This is a genomic window from Vulcanisaeta distributa DSM 14429, from assembly GCF_000148385.1.
Taxonomy (GTDB): Archaea; Thermoproteota; Thermoprotei; order Thermoproteales; family Thermocladiaceae; genus Vulcanisaeta; species Vulcanisaeta distributa.
The window spans coordinates 756,448-775,560 of the sequence record NC_014537.1 but is presented as its reverse complement, the minus strand read 5'-3'; the positions used below and the strand labels follow the sequence as shown (position 1 = coordinate 775,560).

Here is a 19,113-nt window from a genome sequence, read left to right as displayed (position 1 = left end):
CTTTATACCGCAGTAATCTCCCTAGGCATAACTGATTCTTTCCACTTGATACTCATTAACGCATTCTCATCGTGATAATACGTCCAATCCCTAATCCACTCGCCAGTTATTGTGTATATGACGAGCGCCGTAGCCGTTAACTCATGCTCATTCAAAGCCTTTATTAATATGGCCGTTATAGACGACATTGTTACTGATAAAGCAATAATAATGTAAGGTAGAAGTTGATATAGCACGATATTGAGAGGTATTGTTAACGCTATAATAGTTACCAATGGTATTGCTATGAGAATAAGCGGTTCAATTCTCCTTGGCGCTAATTTAAATAATAATGATGGGGGTCTTTGATAAAGCACATGATGAAAGACCTCATGCATTAATACCCTACCAAATAGGGGTCTTTGCTTCCTCATAAGCTCCGTAGACACGTATATGATGGGTGTTGGTTTACGTGGTGTATAGACTGCATAAGCTCCAAAGAAGCCCGTCATAACGTCAGATATTACGATCTTAATAGGGTCATATCCACAACTAATTAATGATTTATTTACTTCATTAATAAATAATTGATGATTAATATCACCATTCTCAAATTTATATAAGGTAAACCTTAGTTTACTGATGATATCCAAGTACTGAATGAGCCAATTGGGTTCGCGGGGCATCTTTCATCATATTTTTAATTATTGATACCTATATTTAAACCATAGTAAAATATATCTAACCTGCACCTCACCTTACCTTTTTAAGAACCAGCATGTAGTGATAGGGAGATACCTCGGCATACCCTTCCCTAACAAATCCCTCCTTGCTAAAGTAATGTTCAACTTCCTCAGGGCTTAACTTAAATGGCGGACCAAATATCACGTCCTTCTTAAACTCAATGATTAATAATCTACCGCCAGGCTTTAATATCCTGCCGACTTCCCTAACGGCTGCATCCTTATCTTCAATGTCGTGAAACACGTTGGACATGAATGCAAGGTCAACGCTACCACTTGGTATTGATGTGCGAGTGATGTCTTCATTAAGCATGGTTATATTACCATAATTACTGAACCTCCTACGAACCTCCTCAATTGCCGTCTCATCAATGTCGACGCAATATAGCCTTGATGCATAATCCTTAAAGAAATTGCAGTAATAACCCTCACCACAGCCAAGGTCAGCAATAACCATGCCGCCACTCACGTAGGGCTTAAGAAAGTCATATTCCCCAAAGCCCTCGATATGCCTATGATGGTGATGACCGTGATACCCATGATGCTCACTATGTGTTGGTCCCTGAGCTTCAGTTAGCCTACCCTCAATAAACGCCCTGATTGCGTCCTCAACCCGTCCCTCAAATATGTATATTTTAATCCCCTTCTCAATAGCCCACCTATAACCTGGAGGACCTATTTCGGAAAGTATTACCTTATCGACTCCGTGATCAAGCACGCTCCTTAACATAAATACACCCCTAACCTGCTGGGCGTATTTTGCAGGGTTCTCATAACGCTCAACAACCTCGTATGAACCATCGTCCTTAATGTCAATTATCCACACCTCATCACCCTCACCAGGTCCTGATACAAAACCATCGCTTACCGATATTGCTATTTTCATATCCGATATCGGACCCGATTACTAATTTAAAAAGCTTACGCGGCGAGTCACTGCCATAAAATAAACAATTAAGTAGGTTTGATTTAAAAAGCCCACTTGATAAGGCATTAACGAAGGGTATGTTCTCACCACAGGTATATGGGTATGATAGGGCCATAACGATATTCAGCCCAGAGGGTGAGCTATACCAGGTTAGGTACGCAGGTGAGGCTGTTAAGAGGGGTTGGGCAACAGTCGGTATTAAGTGCGTTGATGGTGTTGTACTCGCCGCTGAGAAGAGGAAGGTCAGTGCGTTAATTGACCTGAGCAGTATCGAGAAGGTGTACATGATCGATGATCACGTTGGGATTGCAGCATCAGGCCTCTTATCAGATGCTAGGGTGCTCATTGAATATGCAAGACAGGAGGCGCAGACTCACAAATTGCTCTATGATGAACCCATAGACGTGGAATTACTAACCAAGAGAATCAGTGATCTTAAGCAAATGCATACGCAGTATGGTGGTGTGAGGCCCTTTGGAGCTGCCTTAATCGTTGGCGGTGTTGATAAGCATGGACCAAGGCTATTTCAGACAGACCCAGGCGGTATATACTTCGGCTTTTACGCCGTTGCAATGGGCGCCGAGTCATCAAGGATAACGGAATTCCTCGAGAAAGAGTATAAGTATGACATGAACCTCGATGAGTGCGTAAAACTAGCCATTAGGGCACTCAGTCTAGTGCTTGAGGCCCCCGAGCCTGATAGGCTTGAGATTGGCGTTGTTGATGTAAAGACAAGGCTATTTAGGAAATTAACTACTGACGAGATAAGTAAGTACCTGCAAGAGGTTAAAGGGTCCTCATCACAAGCACAATCCTCATAATAAGCCACTTAAAATCCCCTGTTAAAATCAATTATGAGCACCGCAGTAAAAGCAGAATTCCCAAGGGTTAGATTCACCTGCGTATTATGCGGCGAGTGCTGCAGGCGTTATTGGATACCAGTGACGCATAGAGATGTTATTAGAATTGCCAGGTATACGGGGATGAAACCTCGGGAATTCCTAGCCCTATTCCCAAAGGAAATGGCTGCTGATTGGGATGAGCCAGTAATAAGGCTTAGGGATGGTGAGTACTACTTAGTACTTAAGAAGAGGCTTGATGGCACGTGCATATTCAATAAGTGGATTGGCGAGAAGCTAATTTGCTCAATACATCCTGTAAAGCCTAACGTATGCAGGTACTACCCATTCATTTATTGGCTTGATAATGGCGTGGTTAAGTTTGAGGTTTATGATAAGGCCCTTGGGTATTGCCCAGGGATTAATAAGGGTGGTTATGCGAACTTTAAGGTTGAGATCTCATCAATAGGTGATGCTGTAAGGGCTAAGACCGAATTTAGAGAAGTCATTAATAGGTGGAATGATTTGTTTAAGAAGGGATTGGTTAAGGGAACCCTCGAGGAATTCATGCAATACATTGAGCAGGTCGTTGATGAGTATTCCCGTAAAAATCCATAAATAAACCCACATTAATCAATGGCTTGAGAGAAGTATGCCCATTAAGGAAGGGGATTATGTGTTGATTGTTGGTGATGGTGTTAGGTCAGTGATTAAGGTAGCTAGGGGTTCTAGAATAAGCACGATAAGGGGCGTCATAAATGCCGATGATATTATTAACCAGGAGTACGGCACCTTAATAAAAACCAACCTGGGCTATGACCTCGCAGTACTGAGGCCATTAATTACGGATATCCTACTCGAGAGGGCTGATAGGGTTACACAGGTTATTTACCCAAAGGATGCGGCTCAAATAATAATCAATGCGGGGATTGGCCCTGGCAGTAGGGTTGCGGAGGCTGGTGTTGGGAGTGGGTTTATGACCGCCATGCTTGCCTATTACGTCAGACCCAACGGTAGAGTCTACGGTTATGATAAGAGAGAGGATGCGATAAGTATTGCCAGGAAGAACCTCGAGATGCTTGGGCTTCTAGATTGGGTTGAATTAAAGCTAAGGGATGTGATCAGTGATGGATTTCTCGAGAGGGATTTAGATGCCGTGATACTAGATATGGGTGATCCCTGGAATGCAATACCCAGGGCAACGGAGGCTTTGAGATTTGATGGCGTTCTAGTGGTGTACGTGCCCACGGTTAACCAGGTCATTAAGGTGCTTAGGGCAATGAGTGATTACGGCTATGTCGATGTTAGAATGTTCGATGTCATGGTCAGGGAATGGAAGACTGAACCTGATGAGGTTAGACCTCAGACCTGGGTTAATGCCCATACGGGCTATATCTTAATTGGTCGTAGAACCCTCAGGCCTATAGCTCAACCAACCAAGTAGCTTTCTCATTATTGCATGAATAATGTCGTAGTACCAGGGTAGGGCAAGTACAAGCTCAACATTAGCCATTCCCAATAACCAACCTGCTATCACGTCCAGTGGCCAGTGAACGCCAACGTAAATCCTACCATAAGACACGAGCAATGCCTCCACGGTTAGAGGCAGTGATACGTACCAGGGTAACGCCATTATTGCTGCATATGCTCCTGTACTAACGATTAATGCGTGGCCTGATGGGTATGAGGAGTCCGGTTGTTCGTGAATCAGCGGTGTTATGTGTAGTACCAAGAATGGCCTTGGCTCGTATAGTACGTGCTTCATTAATTCACCAACTATTAGGCTTATTATGAAGGCTGAAACCATGAGAACACTAGCCCTCCTATACTTACCGCCTAGGTACCAGAGTATTAATGCCACGGGTATCCAGAAGAATGCTCTACCATAATCATCAACGCTAATCACCGTGAATAGGGGCGTTAATTGAGGTATTTTATTGTTAAAAATCACGAAGAATAAGTATGTATTTAATGAATTGCTTTCTCCGCTTGTAACTACGTAAGCCGTTAGTAGGATGTATAGCAGGTACAGCACCAACGCTACGTAGAGGTGTTTGCGCTCAACCCCAAAATTCATTAACCATGCCGTAAATGCCAAATCTTATTAGTATTACTCTCAGCATAATTACCCAGGGCATAAGGTTTAATTTCACTTAGTACCTCCTAAACCGTCAATAATGCCCGTCAGGGTAGCAGTGGTTGATAAGGACTTATGCCAACCAAGGAAGTGTAGCCAAGAGTGCATTAGGTTCTGCCCAATCGTGAGGAGTGGTAAGAGGGCAATATACATGGATGAGCAGTTGGGCCATCCAGTCATTACTGACCTATGCACGGCCTGCGGCATATGCGTTAGGAAGTGCCCCTTCGAGGCGATAACCATTGTTAATTTACCAAGTGAGTTGGGCGAGGATTGCGTCCATCAATACGGCCCCAGCGGCTTTAAACTGTTTAGACTGCCCATGCCCAAGCCCGGCAGGGTGCTCGGAATAATCGGTCAGAACGCAATGGGTAAGACAACAATAGCCAAGATACTTGCTGGCGAATTAAGGCCTAACCTATGCGCTAACTCGCAGGTGGCCACGGAGGACATAATAAGGTTCTTCAGGGGTACGGAGCTACAGCCATACTTAACGAGACTTTATAAAGGTGAGGTCAAGGTTGTTCATAAGCCTCAATACATCGAGTTAATACCCATGTACGTTAAGGGTACCGTCAAAGACGTACTAATGAAGATAGGCGGTAATGAGGAGAGCGTGCGTAAGATTGCCGAGAAACTAAATCTCACGCACCTACTTAATAGGGATGTTAGTAAATTGAGTGGTGGTGAGCTCCAGAGACTCGCCATTGCAGCGGCGCTGCTTAGGAATGCCGATACGTACATATTCGATGAGCCGACGACCCACCTCGACATTGTTGAGAGATTGAGGGTTGCCGAGGCTATTAAGGATATTGCTGGTGGTAATAAGTATGTTATCGTGATTGACCATGACTTAGCCGTATTAGATTACCTGGCGGATCAGGTGGTTATTCTCTACGGTAAGCCTGGCGCCTACGGTATTGTGTCGCATATGAGGGGTGCGAGGGAGGGGATTAATGAGTATCTTAATGGTTACCTAACCAGTGAGAACATGCTGATTAGGAGGGAGCCCATTAAGTTTAGGGTTAAGCCAGCTCCGAGGCCTATACAGAAGGAGAAGGTGCTTCTTGAGTGGACAGACCTAGTGAAGAGGCTTGGGGACTTCGAGCTTGAGGTTAAGGCTGGGGTCATACATAGGGGTGAGGTTATCGGCGTATTAGGCCCTAATGGAATTGGTAAGACCACCTTTGCTAGGCTCCTCGTTAATGAGTTGGAACCTGACTCAGGGGTTGTGATACCACATGGTGAGGTCAGAATTAGTTATAAGCCTCAGTACGTTAGGGACTTAGCCGTTAAGTATGGTGATAAGACCGTTAGGGAGTACTTAGCTATGGTCGTTGGTAGTGACTTCACGTCAAAGATAATATGGCCCGACCTCGCCAATGGGTTATCATTGACGCCCTTAATGGACAGGGAATTATCGAGTCTCAGTGGCGGTGAGCTTCAGAGGGTCGTCGTTGCCGGATCGTTGCTCAGGGATGCTGAGGTTTACTTACTTGATGAACCAATGGCCTATCTGGACATTGAACAGAGGGTTAGGGTGGCATCCGTGATTAGGAGAATAATTGAGGAGGGGGATGTTGTTGCCCTAGTAATTGAGCATGATATAACAATGATTGATTATCTAAGCACGTCAGTTATGGTATTCCTAGGTGAGCCGGGTAGGCATGGTGTTGCGGAGCCGCCGACCGACCTGAGGACCGGTATGAATGAGTTCCTTAAGAGTCAGGACGTGACGTTTAGGAGAGAGCCCCAGGTGGGTAGACCGAGGATTAATAAGAGGGATTCATACCTGGATAGGCTTCAGAGAAGTATTGGTGAGTATTACTACTATATAAGTACCGAGGAGAGAGAAGAGGCAGGTGGTCGATAAATAGAGAATAGAACTTAGTAGGAGGGGTAAATAATAATGATAGGACAGCAAGGTTAATAAGGGTATTCACTTTCCAGATGATTGAGAATGGTTAATTGGGCTAAACTGACAATACCACCATTAATGACTGGCATAGGCTATGCAATGATTGAGGCCATGATATTACCTGAGCTTGTGTACGCATTTCACCATGATCCAACAAATTCCTGGTACCTAGCCCTTGTTCATTATCACCCATGGCTTGGCATGTGGCTTTACAGGATTGGCGTTGCCATAGTACTCGCGATACCCTGGATAGCCTTTGGTGATTTCTGGCAGTGGTTATTCGCGGCCGATGTTGCCGTGTGGAGTGAGGACGCCATGTTCTGGCTCTTTATCGGCCATATACCACATTCCTGGGGCTACATTAGGAGCTTGCATATATTCACTTACCCAACAATACCAATACATGGAGGGCTACCACTATATTATATACCGGCCGCAATAATACTATACATAAGCGCCGTGAAAATCATGGAGCGAGAGAGGAGGAAAGGTTCATGAATTTAATATGGCATTTCTCCTATTACTAATGGCCTCGACAGGCTCTATACTCACGATTTCAATCTCGTCAAGAGGCTTAATCCCGTAGGTCTCCCTGACCTCCCTAGGAATCGTGAACTGCCTAGAGGTTGCGCGCCTATTACGGAGAAGCTTAACACCATTAATGTTGATTATCCTACCCTCATGCCTAATAACCACATTGGCAAACAGGCTTTTCTCAATACCAAGAAGCCTAACTAACTCAGACGGTATTAAGACCTGGTTATTAACATAAACACGAGTCCTATAGGGAAGCCCATCAACCTGAATTCTCCTATTCATAACAACCAGCCAAAAAACAGTTTCAAATATAAGACATACCATCCAGTTAACATAACTTACAAAGTTAACCAATGTAATAAACTCCAAAAGAAACGAGCATAGGATTAACAATATAACAGCTAACATAGACGAATAGACGAAACAACATTAATGACATCATTAAAACAACCATGAGGAAAAATACTTTAAAACTACATTAAGTTGATGGAGATAGGGCCCGTAGTCTAGCGGTTAGGATGCCCGCCTCACGCGCGGGAGATCCCGGGTTCAAATCCCGGCGGGCCCACCAGTACGGTCGTTGTTTATCCCGGTCTAATTGTGTCGATGATCCTCAGTTATTAAAAGCGATACCCTTATTTATTAACGACAACGTAATCACTTAATGCCAAATATATACATGGGACGTGGTAGTTGCTATGCCGTTAATGAGGGCATTTACGTTGCGCCTGGCCCCATGGACTTAAGCAGGATTGTAGCGCACTTACTCCTGCACCTGAGGGATCTTAAAAGGGGCTGGACTTATGACCATGACTGTAATAGGGTCGCCATGGACAGGGATCTGTTTGAGGCTAGGAGTAAGTACTTGGTTAAGATTTGTAGGGATCAGGGATTAAGTGATTGCGATGATGCCGAGGCTCTAATCAATGAGGTAATTACGACGCTTAAACTCCCTAGGTGGGCTGAGGACTTGGCAAGTAGGTACATTGTTAGGGTTAGGTCAATCATTGACTTCTCACGTTAGTAACTCGCCTAAGTCTATAATGGGGCTATTTGTGAGAATACCATTAACCACAGCCAATGCCTTAATGCCATCAGTTATATCTATGATCGGCCTCTCAACACCCCTTAAGACACTCAACACATGTATTAACTCCTGCCTTAGCTGATCAGGCCCCTCAACTACATGCCTAGTCCCATCACGAATTAACACCCTATTTAATAAGTCGGCCTCGTAATACCTATTTCTTAACGTAACGTGGATCTTCCTAACCCTAACCTCATAGTCCCAGGATGCATGGAGGACGTATATAATATCGCCAATACTAAGTAAGGCCCACGCGGTTGTGATTGGGTTACCCCTAAGTACCGTGCTTAGGACCCTTACCTTATCCTCATTAACCATGTCAAGCACGAGGTCTATATCGTGAATGCCAAGATCAAGGAGCACATTACCATATGATTGCGGATTACCCCTAAGCCTATTAATTCTCATGGACTCCACATAAATGGGTCTCTCATTATTAACATCATTAATTAAAGCCTTATACACTGGGTTGAATCTTTCAATGTGGCCAACCAGAATTTTCCTACCGAGGATCTTTGATTTACGGTATAGGTCCAGGGCCTCGTCGAGTCTCTCCGTGACGGGCTTCTCTATTAATAAGTCCATGTGATTCATCAACTCACTTGCCACTGAATAGTGGAGCGTTGTTGGAACAGCTATTATGCCCAGGTCCGGCTTATACTTTATGGCGTCATGATAATCAGTGAACGTTAGGTCAACGCCCTGACCCTTAACTGCCTCAAGTCTCTGCCTATCAATGTCTACGGCGTAAACCTCAGTAACTAAGCCCTCCTTCTTCAATTGCATCAATACCTTAATGTGGTTTAGGCCCATTGAACCAATACCAACAACAAGAACCTTCACGTAATTTTTAACAGGTACGCCCTAATTAAAGGTTAATCATCTAGGAACAATCTTCTTAACAAGCTCGCTCTTTGAGGCTATTAATAGCGTTGATACGGACTTGGGCACGTAAACAGTATTCACATTAACTATCCTTGCAACCTTACTCTTTATGATATCGTTATTAACATCATCGGCGAAGATGAGCTCATCCATGTCCTTAAAAACCACAGGCTTGTCTAAAGTCTCAAGATCAGCCCTAGTTACGGTTAATGAGGATACACCGCTAATTACAACAACATCGCCGGCCCTAATCATGTTATCAATGGCTTTAGATATGTTCTCTAGGGTCGTTATGTATCTCCTGAGTGCCTCATTCACTATCTCACCTATTGTGGTTCCAGTTTCTCTGGCAAGCCTGCTTACTCTGTCATAAATGTCAGTATTTAATCCCCTAATAGTCACAGTCTTCTTCTCACCACTCTCCTCACTACCGCTTGAACTGCTGGACATGTTAATCAAGTATTTCAAGTATTACTTAGTATTTAAATCTTTCTTTGAGTTAAGGTAATAAATCAAAAGAAGTTTAGTAGGTCGCTAAGCCGTGAGGTGCGGGAACATTGATGTGATTAATAAGGGTGAGATTAGGGAGTACGCATGTGGGAATACCTCAGTGGCAAGGCTTCTGAGCCTTAGTAGTGAGGAGAGGGTGCTTAGTATTGATGTTGTTGCTCCGTGGAATCTACCAATTGATCAATCACTTAAAGTTGGCAATACACAGTTAATTTATCGTAGGGACGTTATAAACGGCCTTGAGTGGGAGTTTGTGGGTTATGATGATGGATCACGTAGGGAGTTAATATCCGTGAGGATATTATTGAGGGGTGAGGTTGAGGATTCATTTATTAAGGAATTAATAATTAGTGTCCTAAGCACATACGTGAAGGATCCATGAAGCAGTTCGTATTGATAATAATGTATGTAAGTAGTGATGAGGTTCAGGGATTAGTGAGTAGGCATTTAGCCAATTCAGGGCTTTCAATACTGCCTAATGTGGTTATTTCCTGGTTACCTAGGCAGGACTTGGAGAGGAGGTTGTTGAGTATTAAGGAGGAGTTGATTGACATAATGGAGAGGGGTTTTGAGGGTGAATTTGCATATGCCATTATTGAGTTAACTGATGAGCAGTTTAAGGCCATTAGGCCTATGATAGTTAGGAGGTTGGAGAGTGACAGCCAGAGGCTCATCTCGTGGGGTGAGGCATTGCTTAAGAGGATTAGATCCCAAAAAGTTGAGAGGGTTAAAAGGGAGCTCCTGAGGTTCGATAGGGAGTATAGGCGGTTAGTTTCCATGCATGAGGTTTTCGACGTTAGGCATGAGTTATTGAATAAATTAATGGAACTCGCTAGGGAATTAAGGATTGAGTATGAGAGGAGAAGCCAATGAATTATTTGAAAGAAATTGAAATTTTTAACTTTTACAATTTAAAACGGGACTTACATTGCTACAACCTCGTAATCTTTACTACCCTTCCTACCAGCGAAGGCGAAGGCTATGGCAGCAGCACCACCAAGCCCTAGCGTACCTATTAAGGCCTCTATCGTGGTTATTGGGAATCCATCAATTATGGCCAGTATGTCCGACTTAATAGTTATTACGTCATTGCCATTTATCGTCACCAACTCACTGTACTTTAAATTACCATACTGGGCAGTGACTAGGTATGTCCCACCAAGGACGTTAACGAAACCCGTTGTGCCCGTGCTGCCGGTTGTTCCATTATATATTGGACCAGTGCCAATCCTATACAGCGTTATCTTGGCATTGGATATTGCCTGGTTTCTCGCACCAACAAACAGCACTGTCACGTTGTACAGGCCTATTGTCACGCCTATTGGTTGATTAATTAGTGAGTTCACATTAACGTAATAGATGGGTACGTTATCATAATACACGATTGCCGTGAATGGGGCAGGTTCCTTAATGCTTATGTAGGCATTGCCGTTCGCATCACTAACACTACTTGCGATGAGCGATCCATTTATATAGGCCTCGACCCTAACGCCACTTATTGGTGCATTCAGTGTATTTGTGAAGTGCATTGTTATTGGCGTCCAATTGACGTAAACTGTGTATATGCCGGTCTCACTAACACCTAGTGTTGAAACTGCTATGTATGCCTGAGAACCATCAGGACTTATTGAGACCAATCTCTCGGCTGAGCCCCACGGTATTTCCGAGTTCACAAGGCCCGTGTACACGGTACCGCTTGGCGTGACTATCTTGTATATGTGGGCTATCTCGGGGAGCTGAACAACCAACGCGGTCCATAGGCCGCCAGAGACGTCGGCATCGCTCACGGTGGCCTCCAGGTTACCATTAACCCACTGCCCAATTGGCTTATATATTATCGGCATGAAGGTCACAACAAGCGGCACATTTAGGTTATCGACAATCTCGAAGTACCTATCATACACTATGTAAATCCCTATCATTGGTGCAAACCTTATGAACGGCGGCAGTAAGTAGCTGATACCACTGACCTGTATTAAATCACTGTATAGGTAAGCTGGAGACACCATGTTAGCAATTACCTCAAAGTGACCTGGCTTCTCACCAACAACGAGTGGCTGCACCGTGTAAACAGCGACTATGTAGCCCAGTAGGTTCCAGCCAGGTGGAACTCCGAACTCCGAACCAGTTATCTCCAGGGTCTGGCCTGGGTTAACGGTGTAGTTTAGGAACTCCGTACCCTTAATCAACATTGCGCTCGGCATTACGTACTCACTACCGTAATTAATCGTTACCTGGTACTGACCAGGTGGTAATTCATTAGCCATTAACTCCACGTATTTCGGCTCAACCTTTATGTAATTAGCCAGTGGACTCCAGGCAGAGACTAACTGTGATAGCGTTGTTCCATTGGGTAATGCCACACCAGCTATTTCGAAGGGCATATAGTTCGGTATTGATAGCTCGACCACTTGCTGCGTCACATACTGAATTGTGCTATCTGGTATGGATATGCTTAATGTGAATGATGATGCCGAGGTATTGAGCGGAACATACTCCTCATTAACAAATACGTAAGTCACAGATATAGTCTCATTCAGGGGCTGATTACCTGAGTTGGCTATGGATAGGCTATTGCTTGTTGTGTATGCATGGACTACTGCACCAACCTCATTCTTACTATACATCACATTATTGCCACTAATTAATATGGCTGGCGATGGTGGATTAACACTCACCTCTATGTAATCAAGTACATAACCAGGCCCAGGAGGTAATGGTGCCTGTATCGTAATTGACTGACCAGGCGCGATGGTCACAGCCCTTGTAGTATTTATATAATCAATATACTCAAGCACCGCATAGTACGGTTGATTTATCGTTGATGGTGAATTCACATTTGGCGATACCTGATACTGGGCTGCCAGCGCCACCACTGAGATTGTTATTGCCAGTACAGCCAGGAGTATTGCCAAGTTCCTCCTCATATTGTTCACGAAATCGACTATGAACCAGGTAATATTAAATAAGCAATTAAAATAACTAAAGTAATACCTAGAAACGCGCGATTCATGCTTGAATGCATTAAATATATAAACTAGTATTACTAGTAAAACACCCGTGATGAACCCTAGACATACCGATGTGTGACGAAACCATTCTAGCCTGAATATAAACTATATATTCATACTAAATTAAATATATCACTAATTAATTTATCAAGTTCTAGGAGAAAGGCTTTAAATTACATATGCCTAGGTAATGCCAATGAGCAACTGTGCGGTTAAGTTAATGCTTGGTAATCATGCGATTGCCCATGGAGCATTAGAGGCTGGAGTAGCCGTTGCCGCTGGTTACCCAGGTACGCCATCGAGCGAAATCATTGAGTACCTCATTGATTATGGTAAGGAGTTCGGGGTTTATGCCGAGTGGAGCAGTAATGAGAAGGTTGCCTTTGAAGTGGCCTATGGAGCAGCCCTCGCTGGGGCTAGGTCTATGGTCACCATGAAGCATGTGGGACTTAACGTGGCGATGGACCCACTAATGTCAAGCGCCTACACAGGCGTTAGGGGTGGTTTCGTAATTGTCACGGCAGATGACCCAAACATGTGGAGCAGCCAGAATGAGCAGGATAATAGGTGGGTTGGACTTCATGCCTATATTCCGGTTCTCGAGCCTTATGACCCACAGAGCGCCAAGGACTTCACGAAATTGGCGATCGAGTTTAGTGAGAAGTATGGGCATCCAGTAATGATAAGGACTGTCACCAGGGTATCCCATGTTAGAGGACCCGTAACTATATGCTCGCCAGGAGCTCCCAGGTACTCAAGGGAGTATGTTAAGGACCCAAGGAGACATGCGTTAGTACCTGCCAATGCACGGGTGCTTAAGGAGGATTTACTAAGGAGGTGGGACAGCATTAATAAGGGTGTTGAGGAGCTGCCTCATACTTACATTGATGGAAATAAAAACCTCATAATAACCAGTGGCGTAGCCTTTACATACGCGTTAGAGGCCGTTAAGGGCTACGGCGTTAAAGCCAGCATACTTAATGTTGCGACTCCAGTACCGTTACCGAGGAAGGTTATTATGGATGCCGTTACCAGGGCTGATAAGGTGGTTGTCATTGAGGAGGGCGACCCAGTGATTGAGTATCAATTAAAGGCCCTGCTCTATGACGAGGGTGTCAGGGTGCCGGTGCTTGGTAAGGCGGAGAACATCTTCAATAGGGTTGGTGAATTAACCATTAATTCCGTAATGGATGGTTTATCAAAGGCTCTCAATATCGTAAACCCACTCACATCATTAAATGCGGTTAAGGTCGACTACACACCACCACCAAGACCACCAGTCTTCTGCCCAGGTTGTCCACATGCTGCCTCATTCTACGAGTTAAAGGTCGCCACGGCTAAATCCAGCGTTAAGCCCGTATTTAGTGGGGACATTGGGTGTTACAGCCTCGGTATTAACAACCCATTTAATGAGCAGGACCTACTTACCGACATGGGCAGTTCCCTAGGCCTGGGCATGGGTATTTACCACGGCACCAATGGCAGGACAATGGTAATATCAATAATTGGGGACTCAACATTCTTCCACGCAGGCCTACCTGCACTAGTTAATGCCGTCTATAATAAGACGCCAATGCTAATATTGATTCTTGATAACAGGGTTACGGCAATGACCGGCGGCCAGCCAAACCCCACAGGCATGATTAGCATAGAGGATGTAGCTAGGGCTGTGGGTGTTGATTACGTAAGGACGATAGACCCATTCGACGTAAAGAACGCCCAGGAAGTCATGATAGAGGCGGTGAACGTAGTTAAGAGGGGTGGTGTTGCAGTCGTGATCATGAAGAGGGGCTGCGCATTGGAGGCTGTGAGGTTATTTAGGGGCTACGTGACGCGTTACTACGTTGACCTAGACGCTTGCAAGGCCTGTGGAATATGCTATAACCTAATCGCATGCCCAGCAATAGTGCCCCTTGAGAATAGGAAGGCTTGGATAGACCCGAACATGTGCGTCGGCTGCTCCGTCTGCGCCCAGGTATGCCCATACAATGCAATTAAGCCAGAGGGCAATGTTAAGGACTGGCTAAAGAAGTGGGCTGAGATGTAGGGGGTGACGATCATGAGACTCAATATATACTTAGCCGGTGTCGGTGGTCAGGGACTTGTCACATTCGCCACAGTACTCGGCGATGCAGCCATAAGGGCTGGCTATAAGGCCTTGGTTGCAGAGACCCATGGATTAAGCCAGAGGGGTGGCTCTATCGATGTTCATGTCAGGATTGGAGACGTCGATGCGCCATTAATACCCAGGGGTGGCGCTGATGTTGTCGTAGCCTTCGAAATACTTGAGGCATTTAGGGCCATTGGCTACGCCAATGAGGGCACGGTATTCATAGTTAATAGGAGGTTAATAAGGCCACCAGCCACAAAACAGAGGATACCAAGTATTAATGAATTGGAGAATGCCTTGAGGAGTAGCATTAGGAGGATTTACATAGTGAATGCCTACGATGATGCCATTAAATTAGGTAACGTGATTTATGAAAACATGGTGATACTCGGTGCGCTTTACTCAATAATGGGGTTAAACCAGTACATACCGCAAAATATAGTTGAAGAGTCAATAAAGGCTAATATTAGGAGGGATGTGGATAGAAACATAAAGGCATTCACGATGGGTTTAAGGTACGGCAACCTAAGGGATAAGTAAAAGAGAAACTGAGGATTTAAGTATAAGCATTAGGTTAAGGGGCCATTACCTCTCCCTAACAATCCTTAGATCGATGCCTATTGTCTCAGGCCCTATCGCAGCTGCAATACCATAAACAACACCGGCGAGAATGAGCCAGAAGGCTGCCGTGAACCATATGTTAGTACCCTCAATAGCCGCGAAGACGCCATAAAGCGGTATTGAATATAGAGGCATCCAGGCGCTAATGAATATTCCCGAGCTATAACCAAAACCGACACCGGAACCCCTCCTCTGCGTTGCGAAGCGCTCTGATAAGTAAACAGGGACCAGGCCCCAGGGCCACTGCGACAGCCAACCCATTAGGAGGGCGCCAAGGACAAGTAATGGCACACTCCTAACAACGGCGCTGTAATAAACCACGTAATAGGCAGGTACCGCCAACACTGCCGAGACCACCGCCGATATGATTAATGCACGCTTCCTACCGATGAAATCACTGGCGAGTCCCCACAACGTCGCTGCTATGGCAGCAAAGACACCCATGATGCCATAGTAGAAGCTAGCTAACCCCTCAGGCAAGCCAGCCCTTGTGTAAATACCAACCGCGAAGTCAAACATTGAGTATGAACTAAAGAAGAGACCCGTCATAAACACCAAGACCTGTAGGAAAGTCCATAGGGCCGGAGGCTTAAAGATACTGAAGAACGGTATCCTCTCGAGCTGACCCTTCTCCTTAACCTCCTGGAATATGGGCGTGTCAGGCATTGTAAACCTTATTATGAAAGCCACCACGGCAGGTATGAGGCCGGTTAAGAATACGTAACGCCACGCGTAGGCATACATGGCCTTAACACCAAACATCGCCGTAAACGCTGAGACCACGAAACCACCCAAGGCAACCCCCCAGGAGAAGCCTCCCTGAACAATACCGCTGACTAGACCCCTCCACCTAGGCGCCGAGTACTCCATGGCAAATGGGTGGCCAGCCGCGTACTCACCACCAACGAATATACCAAGTATGAACCTAATCACGGCATATATCCAAAAGGCTGCCCAACCAACCTGGGCGTAGGTCGGTATCGCCGCGGTAACGGCACTCATTATCCCATAGCCAAGTATTGTAATCATTAAAGTATCCCTCCTACCAATCCTATCGGCAAAATTACCAAATAATGCACTACCCACCGGCCTTGCAATCATTGTAAATGCGTAACCAAGCAATGTCAGGAAGTAACCAACGACGGACTTAGACAGGGTTGGGGGCATTAGCACGGCTGCCAGTATTGTGGTCATTGCCGTAACAAAGGTCAAGTCATACGCATCCAGGAAGAAGCCAACGAACTGAGATGCAATGGCACTCCCTGACCTAGGCGGCCATTTATAGTGTTCAGGGGACCACTGAACCCTAACCATACTACTAACCTATTATATATGTATTTAAAAGATTTTCCTATATGACTCTTATAAGAATACATACCTAACTATTTCATGCATTAATTAGAATATTTTAGATTTTACATTTAAATAATGTTTAACAACAATTCATACTTATCCAATACCCACACTAACATCCAACCCTACGCTAAACAACGCAATCCTTCATCAAACCTGCTATTCACTTCTCAACATTTATTTTCCATGAACATAAACCAAGAGATAACCAAAACCCTACACAAACCAACAACGTGATAATCGAGAATTACTCGACATTAGTAACCGGGCCCGGATTCAAATTGAACCAACGAAGTTCTTAATGCCCATTAACTAATCAGGGCCCATGCCGCATAATCAATTAAAATAATGTACCTGCTTCTTCATTTATTAATGATGGCAGTCACGGGGTCAGGGTTAAAAAACTTACCTTAGAAATAACTATTAGTTATGAGTCTTGTTAAGGAATTATTGCGGGAACCAGCCATTGACCTGGTTAGGCTTGTTATTGCATACTACATCAGGAAGTACGGTAGAGGTATCAGCACAGAGGTGCTTGTTAAACTACTATTCCTTATCCTGTACACGGATGCCGATGGTACAAAACTCCTTGATTCACCAAGGGCTAGGTTGCCTGAGGAATTCAGGATATACCTAAAGGGACCATTCATACCAATTGATAGGTTACTCGGTGGTGAGTCTGAAATGAGCAAGTATGACATAGTGAAGACTGGCGATAGTTATTACGTTAAAGACATAAATAAGGATTTCGAAGATTCCTACAGGGCCCTTGAGAAAAGGGGACTGAAAGACCTAGCGGATTACGCAATGAGGATCATCGACATCTATGGCAGGTTAAGGGAAGGCGATATAGTAGCTCATTCACTTGAGGTACTCGGCATAAAAAGCGAAGTCATTAAGGCGCTGGCGTTCAACATGAGCCTAGACACATACATAGACGCTGCCAAAAAACTCAAAGAAATTCTTGAGAGCAGGGAGTCAGTCAATGAGGAGGAGCTTTACCCGGACCTATTTAAGTAGGTGGATAATCCATGGTATTTGAGGCATTTCATATTTTTGTTGATACTAATGTACTCGTTAAAATAATATACACAATGACCCTACACCGTAAGTTAAACAAACCAAAAATAAAGATCCTGGATTTACTGGAGAATAGAACTTTAGTTATTTACACTGATAGTGCCATAATACGTGAGCTCAAAAACGTGGCCCTGCACAATCTATTAAGTAACGTTGATAGGGCGAAGCATGGATGGCATAATGTTGAGGTTAACGTAATGGAACAATACTGTATTAATCAATTAAATGATATGGTAAGCAAAGGATACATAAGGATAATCGAGGACGACGAATCATTAAAAATACAGAGGGAGGCCCTAAGGTATAGACCTAAAAGAAGAGTTTGCTGGAAGAACGAGATCATGGACCAATTATTAAGTAAAATCCCAAGTGAGGACATAGATATAGTAAACTCATTACTTTACGCCTACGACTTATTGGCCACAGTACCAAGAAGGAAAGGCCCCGGTATAACAAGCGGTAAATTGATCTTCATTACAGAGGACAAAAACCTCAGGGACTTCGTTGAAGGGCATCTAGCATGCAATAAATGCCCCTGCGCAAATAAAATAATCACCCTAAATTACAGGGAATTCAAGGAACAACTAACGAATATAGGCCCTAGAGACAATAAGTAACATAAACATAACCCTCCACACCGGGGGATTCAGTAATGCCCAAAGCACCCAGAGCAACGCATTACCTACAGGGCATTAAAAACGCACCACAGCTAATCATCTACATGACGAGGAATCCACGTAATCCTAAAACCAAGCCACAATCAAGAATCAATACCAGCAATGACCTCAATAATTCCATTACATAAACCAATCTCAAAAATCCTAACCAAAACCAACTCATTAATCCAAATAAGCCGTAACACGACAAAGCAAACCCTCCATATCACATTCACAAAAGAATTAAAGAACAGAGTGGTAGCCGGGCCCGGATTCGAACCGGGGTCAACGGGTCCAGAGCCCGCCATCCTTGGCCGCTAGACGACCCGGCTAATAACAATGGGAAGAAACCAGTTTAAAAGCGCTACGCATCGCAAACAACCACGCATTACGCAAAACTGAAACAACGAAGACCCTAATAAGGCAAGCACATAAAATAACCAATTACAATATTAAACCAAGCAACCACGAAACAACGACCAATATGGTCACACTAGAAGACCTGGCAAAGAGGGAATACGAAATAGAGGGCAAGAAGCTTAAGCCTACGAAGGTTTGGAAGGTTCAGCCTAAGGGTAGGAAGGGCTTCGTAATGGCCCTGTTCAAGACACCAGACGGAAAAACAGTAAGAAAAGTAATAGCAAAAGTAGACGAACAAGGAAACATAATCGTATAAACCAACAACCCATCAAAACAACTCAAAAACAACTCACTCTCTC

Annotated in this window: 22 protein-coding genes and 2 tRNA genes; 15 read left to right on the top strand and 9 right to left on the bottom strand. The window is 44.4% G+C overall.

Translation table 11 applies throughout. From position 1 onward, the window contains the following. Positions 1–2: 2 nt before the first annotated feature. Both VDIS_RS03955 and VDIS_RS03950 read right to left on the bottom strand, forming a co-directional pair. Positions 3–665, bottom strand: a complete 663-nt coding sequence (locus VDIS_RS03955; protein WP_013335917.1) for a hypothetical protein — start codon at positions 663–665, stop codon at positions 3–5. Between the two features lie 67 nt (positions 666–732). Further along, on the bottom strand, positions 733–1,608 hold the full coding sequence (locus VDIS_RS03950; protein ID WP_013335916.1) for a methyltransferase domain-containing protein: 876 nt from the start codon (positions 1,606–1,608) through the stop codon (positions 733–735). Positions 1,609–1,727: 119 nt separating this feature from the next. On the opposite strand from VDIS_RS03950, the gene psmA reads away from it, so the two are divergent. From psmA to VDIS_RS03935, 3 genes are read left to right on the top strand one after another with little or no spacing between them, the layout of a single operon-like run. Next, complete coding sequence (gene psmA, locus VDIS_RS03945; RefSeq protein ID WP_013335915.1) at positions 1,728–2,471, top strand: archaeal proteasome endopeptidase complex subunit alpha; 744 nt, start codon at positions 1,728–1,730, stop codon at positions 2,469–2,471. Positions 2,472–2,504: 33 nt separating this feature from the next. After that, positions 2,505–3,107 (top strand): YkgJ family cysteine cluster protein, encoded by a 603-nt coding sequence (locus VDIS_RS03940; RefSeq protein ID WP_013335914.1) that lies wholly within the window; start codon positions 2,505–2,507, stop codon positions 3,105–3,107. Positions 3,108–3,141: 34 nt separating this feature from the next. Next, on the top strand, positions 3,142–3,933 hold the full coding sequence (locus tag VDIS_RS03935; RefSeq protein WP_013335913.1) for a tRNA (adenine-N1)-methyltransferase: 792 nt from the start codon (positions 3,142–3,144) through the stop codon (positions 3,931–3,933). Here the strand turns inward: VDIS_RS03935 and sepP are convergent. Next, entirely contained in the window at positions 3,886–4,566 is a 681-nt protein-coding gene (gene sepP / locus VDIS_RS03930; RefSeq protein ID WP_013335912.1) for an undecaprenyl-diphosphatase SepP, read from the bottom strand. The two genes, VDIS_RS03935 and sepP, sit on opposite strands and share 48 nt — an antisense overlap. 100 nt (positions 4,567–4,666) lie before the next feature. Here sepP and VDIS_RS03925 point away from each other — a divergent pair, with 100 nt between their 5' ends. Both VDIS_RS03925 and VDIS_RS03920 read left to right on the top strand, forming a co-directional pair. Beyond that, positions 4,667–6,499, top strand: a complete 1,833-nt coding sequence (locus tag VDIS_RS03925) for a ribosome biogenesis/translation initiation ATPase RLI (RefSeq protein ID WP_013335911.1) — start codon at positions 4,667–4,669, stop codon at positions 6,497–6,499. Between the two features lie 87 nt (positions 6,500–6,586). Beyond that, a complete protein-coding gene (locus tag VDIS_RS03920) occupies positions 6,587–7,042 on the top strand; it encodes a hypothetical protein (protein WP_013335910.1) in 456 nt (151 codons plus the stop codon). Here the strand turns inward: VDIS_RS03920 and VDIS_RS03915 are convergent. Beyond that, on the bottom strand, positions 7,037–7,363 hold the full coding sequence (locus VDIS_RS03915) for a hypothetical protein (protein ID WP_052885763.1): 327 nt from the start codon (positions 7,361–7,363) through the stop codon (positions 7,037–7,039). The two genes, VDIS_RS03920 and VDIS_RS03915, sit on opposite strands and share 6 nt — an antisense overlap. A gap of 213 nt (positions 7,364–7,576) precedes the next feature. On the opposite strand from VDIS_RS03915, the gene VDIS_RS03910 reads away from it, so the two are divergent. Beyond that, positions 7,577–7,652: transfer RNA gene (locus VDIS_RS03910), tRNA-Val, on the top strand. 93 nt (positions 7,653–7,745) lie between these two features. Next, positions 7,746–8,105 (top strand): hypothetical protein, encoded by a 360-nt coding sequence (locus tag VDIS_RS03905; protein ID WP_013335908.1) that lies wholly within the window; start codon positions 7,746–7,748, stop codon positions 8,103–8,105. On the opposite strand, the gene VDIS_RS03900 is transcribed toward VDIS_RS03905, so the two are convergent. Continuing rightward, positions 8,097–9,011 carry a Gfo/Idh/MocA family protein gene (locus VDIS_RS03900; protein ID WP_013335907.1) on the bottom strand — a complete coding sequence of 305 codons (915 nt, stop codon included), beginning with the start codon at positions 9,009–9,011 and terminating at the stop codon, positions 8,097–8,099. The two genes, VDIS_RS03905 and VDIS_RS03900, sit on opposite strands and share 9 nt — an antisense overlap. A gap of 36 nt (positions 9,012–9,047) precedes the next feature. Next, on the bottom strand, positions 9,048–9,503 hold the full coding sequence (locus tag VDIS_RS03895) for a hypothetical protein (protein ID WP_013335906.1): 456 nt from the start codon (positions 9,501–9,503) through the stop codon (positions 9,048–9,050). Positions 9,504–9,594: 91 nt separating this feature from the next. Between VDIS_RS03895 and VDIS_RS03890 the strand changes: the two genes are divergently transcribed. Continuing rightward, positions 9,595–9,945 (top strand): hypothetical protein, encoded by a 351-nt coding sequence (locus VDIS_RS03890; RefSeq protein ID WP_013335905.1) that lies wholly within the window; start codon positions 9,595–9,597, stop codon positions 9,943–9,945. Continuing rightward, the gene (locus tag VDIS_RS03885) at positions 9,942–10,436 is read left to right on the top strand and encodes a hypothetical protein (RefSeq protein ID WP_013335904.1); all 495 of its coding nucleotides are present in this window, start codon (positions 9,942–9,944) and stop codon (positions 10,434–10,436) included. Before VDIS_RS03890 ends, VDIS_RS03885 begins: the two co-directional genes overlap by 4 nt. A 50-nt stretch (positions 10,437–10,486) precedes the next feature. Here the strand turns inward: VDIS_RS03885 and VDIS_RS03880 are convergent, their stop codons facing one another. Continuing rightward, positions 10,487–12,490, bottom strand: coding sequence for a hypothetical protein (locus VDIS_RS03880; protein WP_013335903.1), 2,004 nt, complete (start codon positions 12,488–12,490; stop codon positions 10,487–10,489). 280 nt (positions 12,491–12,770) lie between these two features. Between VDIS_RS03880 and iorA the strand changes: the two genes are divergently transcribed. Continuing rightward, positions 12,771–14,621, top strand: a complete 1,851-nt coding sequence (gene iorA, locus VDIS_RS03875) for an indolepyruvate ferredoxin oxidoreductase subunit alpha (RefSeq protein ID WP_013335902.1) — start codon at positions 12,771–12,773, stop codon at positions 14,619–14,621. Positions 14,622–14,633: 12 nt separating this feature from the next. Continuing rightward, positions 14,634–15,224, top strand: a complete 591-nt coding sequence (locus tag VDIS_RS03870) for an indolepyruvate oxidoreductase subunit beta (protein ID WP_013335901.1) — start codon at positions 14,634–14,636, stop codon at positions 15,222–15,224. 45 nt (positions 15,225–15,269) lie between these two features. Here VDIS_RS03870 and VDIS_RS03865 read toward each other — a convergent pair whose 3' ends face one another. Continuing rightward, positions 15,270–16,619, bottom strand: coding sequence for an MFS transporter (locus VDIS_RS03865; RefSeq protein WP_013335900.1), 1,350 nt, complete (start codon positions 16,617–16,619; stop codon positions 15,270–15,272). A gap of 468 nt (positions 16,620–17,087) precedes the next feature. Here VDIS_RS03865 and VDIS_RS03860 point away from each other — a divergent pair, with 468 nt between their 5' ends. Genes VDIS_RS03860 through VDIS_RS12810 form a run of 3 tightly spaced genes read left to right on the top strand, consistent with a single transcriptional unit; the run spans position 17,088 to position 18,543 of the window. Beyond that, positions 17,088–17,678 carry a hypothetical protein gene (locus VDIS_RS03860; RefSeq protein ID WP_013335899.1) on the top strand — a complete coding sequence of 197 codons (591 nt, stop codon included), beginning with the start codon at positions 17,088–17,090 and terminating at the stop codon, positions 17,676–17,678. Between the two features lie 11 nt (positions 17,679–17,689). After that, complete coding sequence (locus VDIS_RS03855) at positions 17,690–18,355, top strand: hypothetical protein (protein ID WP_013335898.1); 666 nt, start codon at positions 17,690–17,692, stop codon at positions 18,353–18,355. Between the two features lie 35 nt (positions 18,356–18,390). Then, positions 18,391–18,543 carry a hypothetical protein gene (locus VDIS_RS12810; RefSeq protein ID WP_171804840.1) on the top strand — a complete coding sequence of 51 codons (153 nt, stop codon included), beginning with the start codon at positions 18,391–18,393 and terminating at the stop codon, positions 18,541–18,543. Positions 18,544–18,650: 107 nt separating this feature from the next. Here the strand turns inward: VDIS_RS12810 and VDIS_RS03850 are convergent. Continuing rightward, positions 18,651–18,726 (bottom strand) — tRNA-Gln (locus VDIS_RS03850). 152 nt (positions 18,727–18,878) lie between these two features. Here VDIS_RS03850 and VDIS_RS03845 point away from each other — a divergent pair. Next, the gene (locus tag VDIS_RS03845; RefSeq protein ID WP_013335897.1) at positions 18,879–19,070 is read left to right on the top strand and encodes a chromatin protein Cren7; all 192 of its coding nucleotides are present in this window, start codon (positions 18,879–18,881) and stop codon (positions 19,068–19,070) included. Positions 19,071–19,113 lie beyond the last annotated feature (43 nt).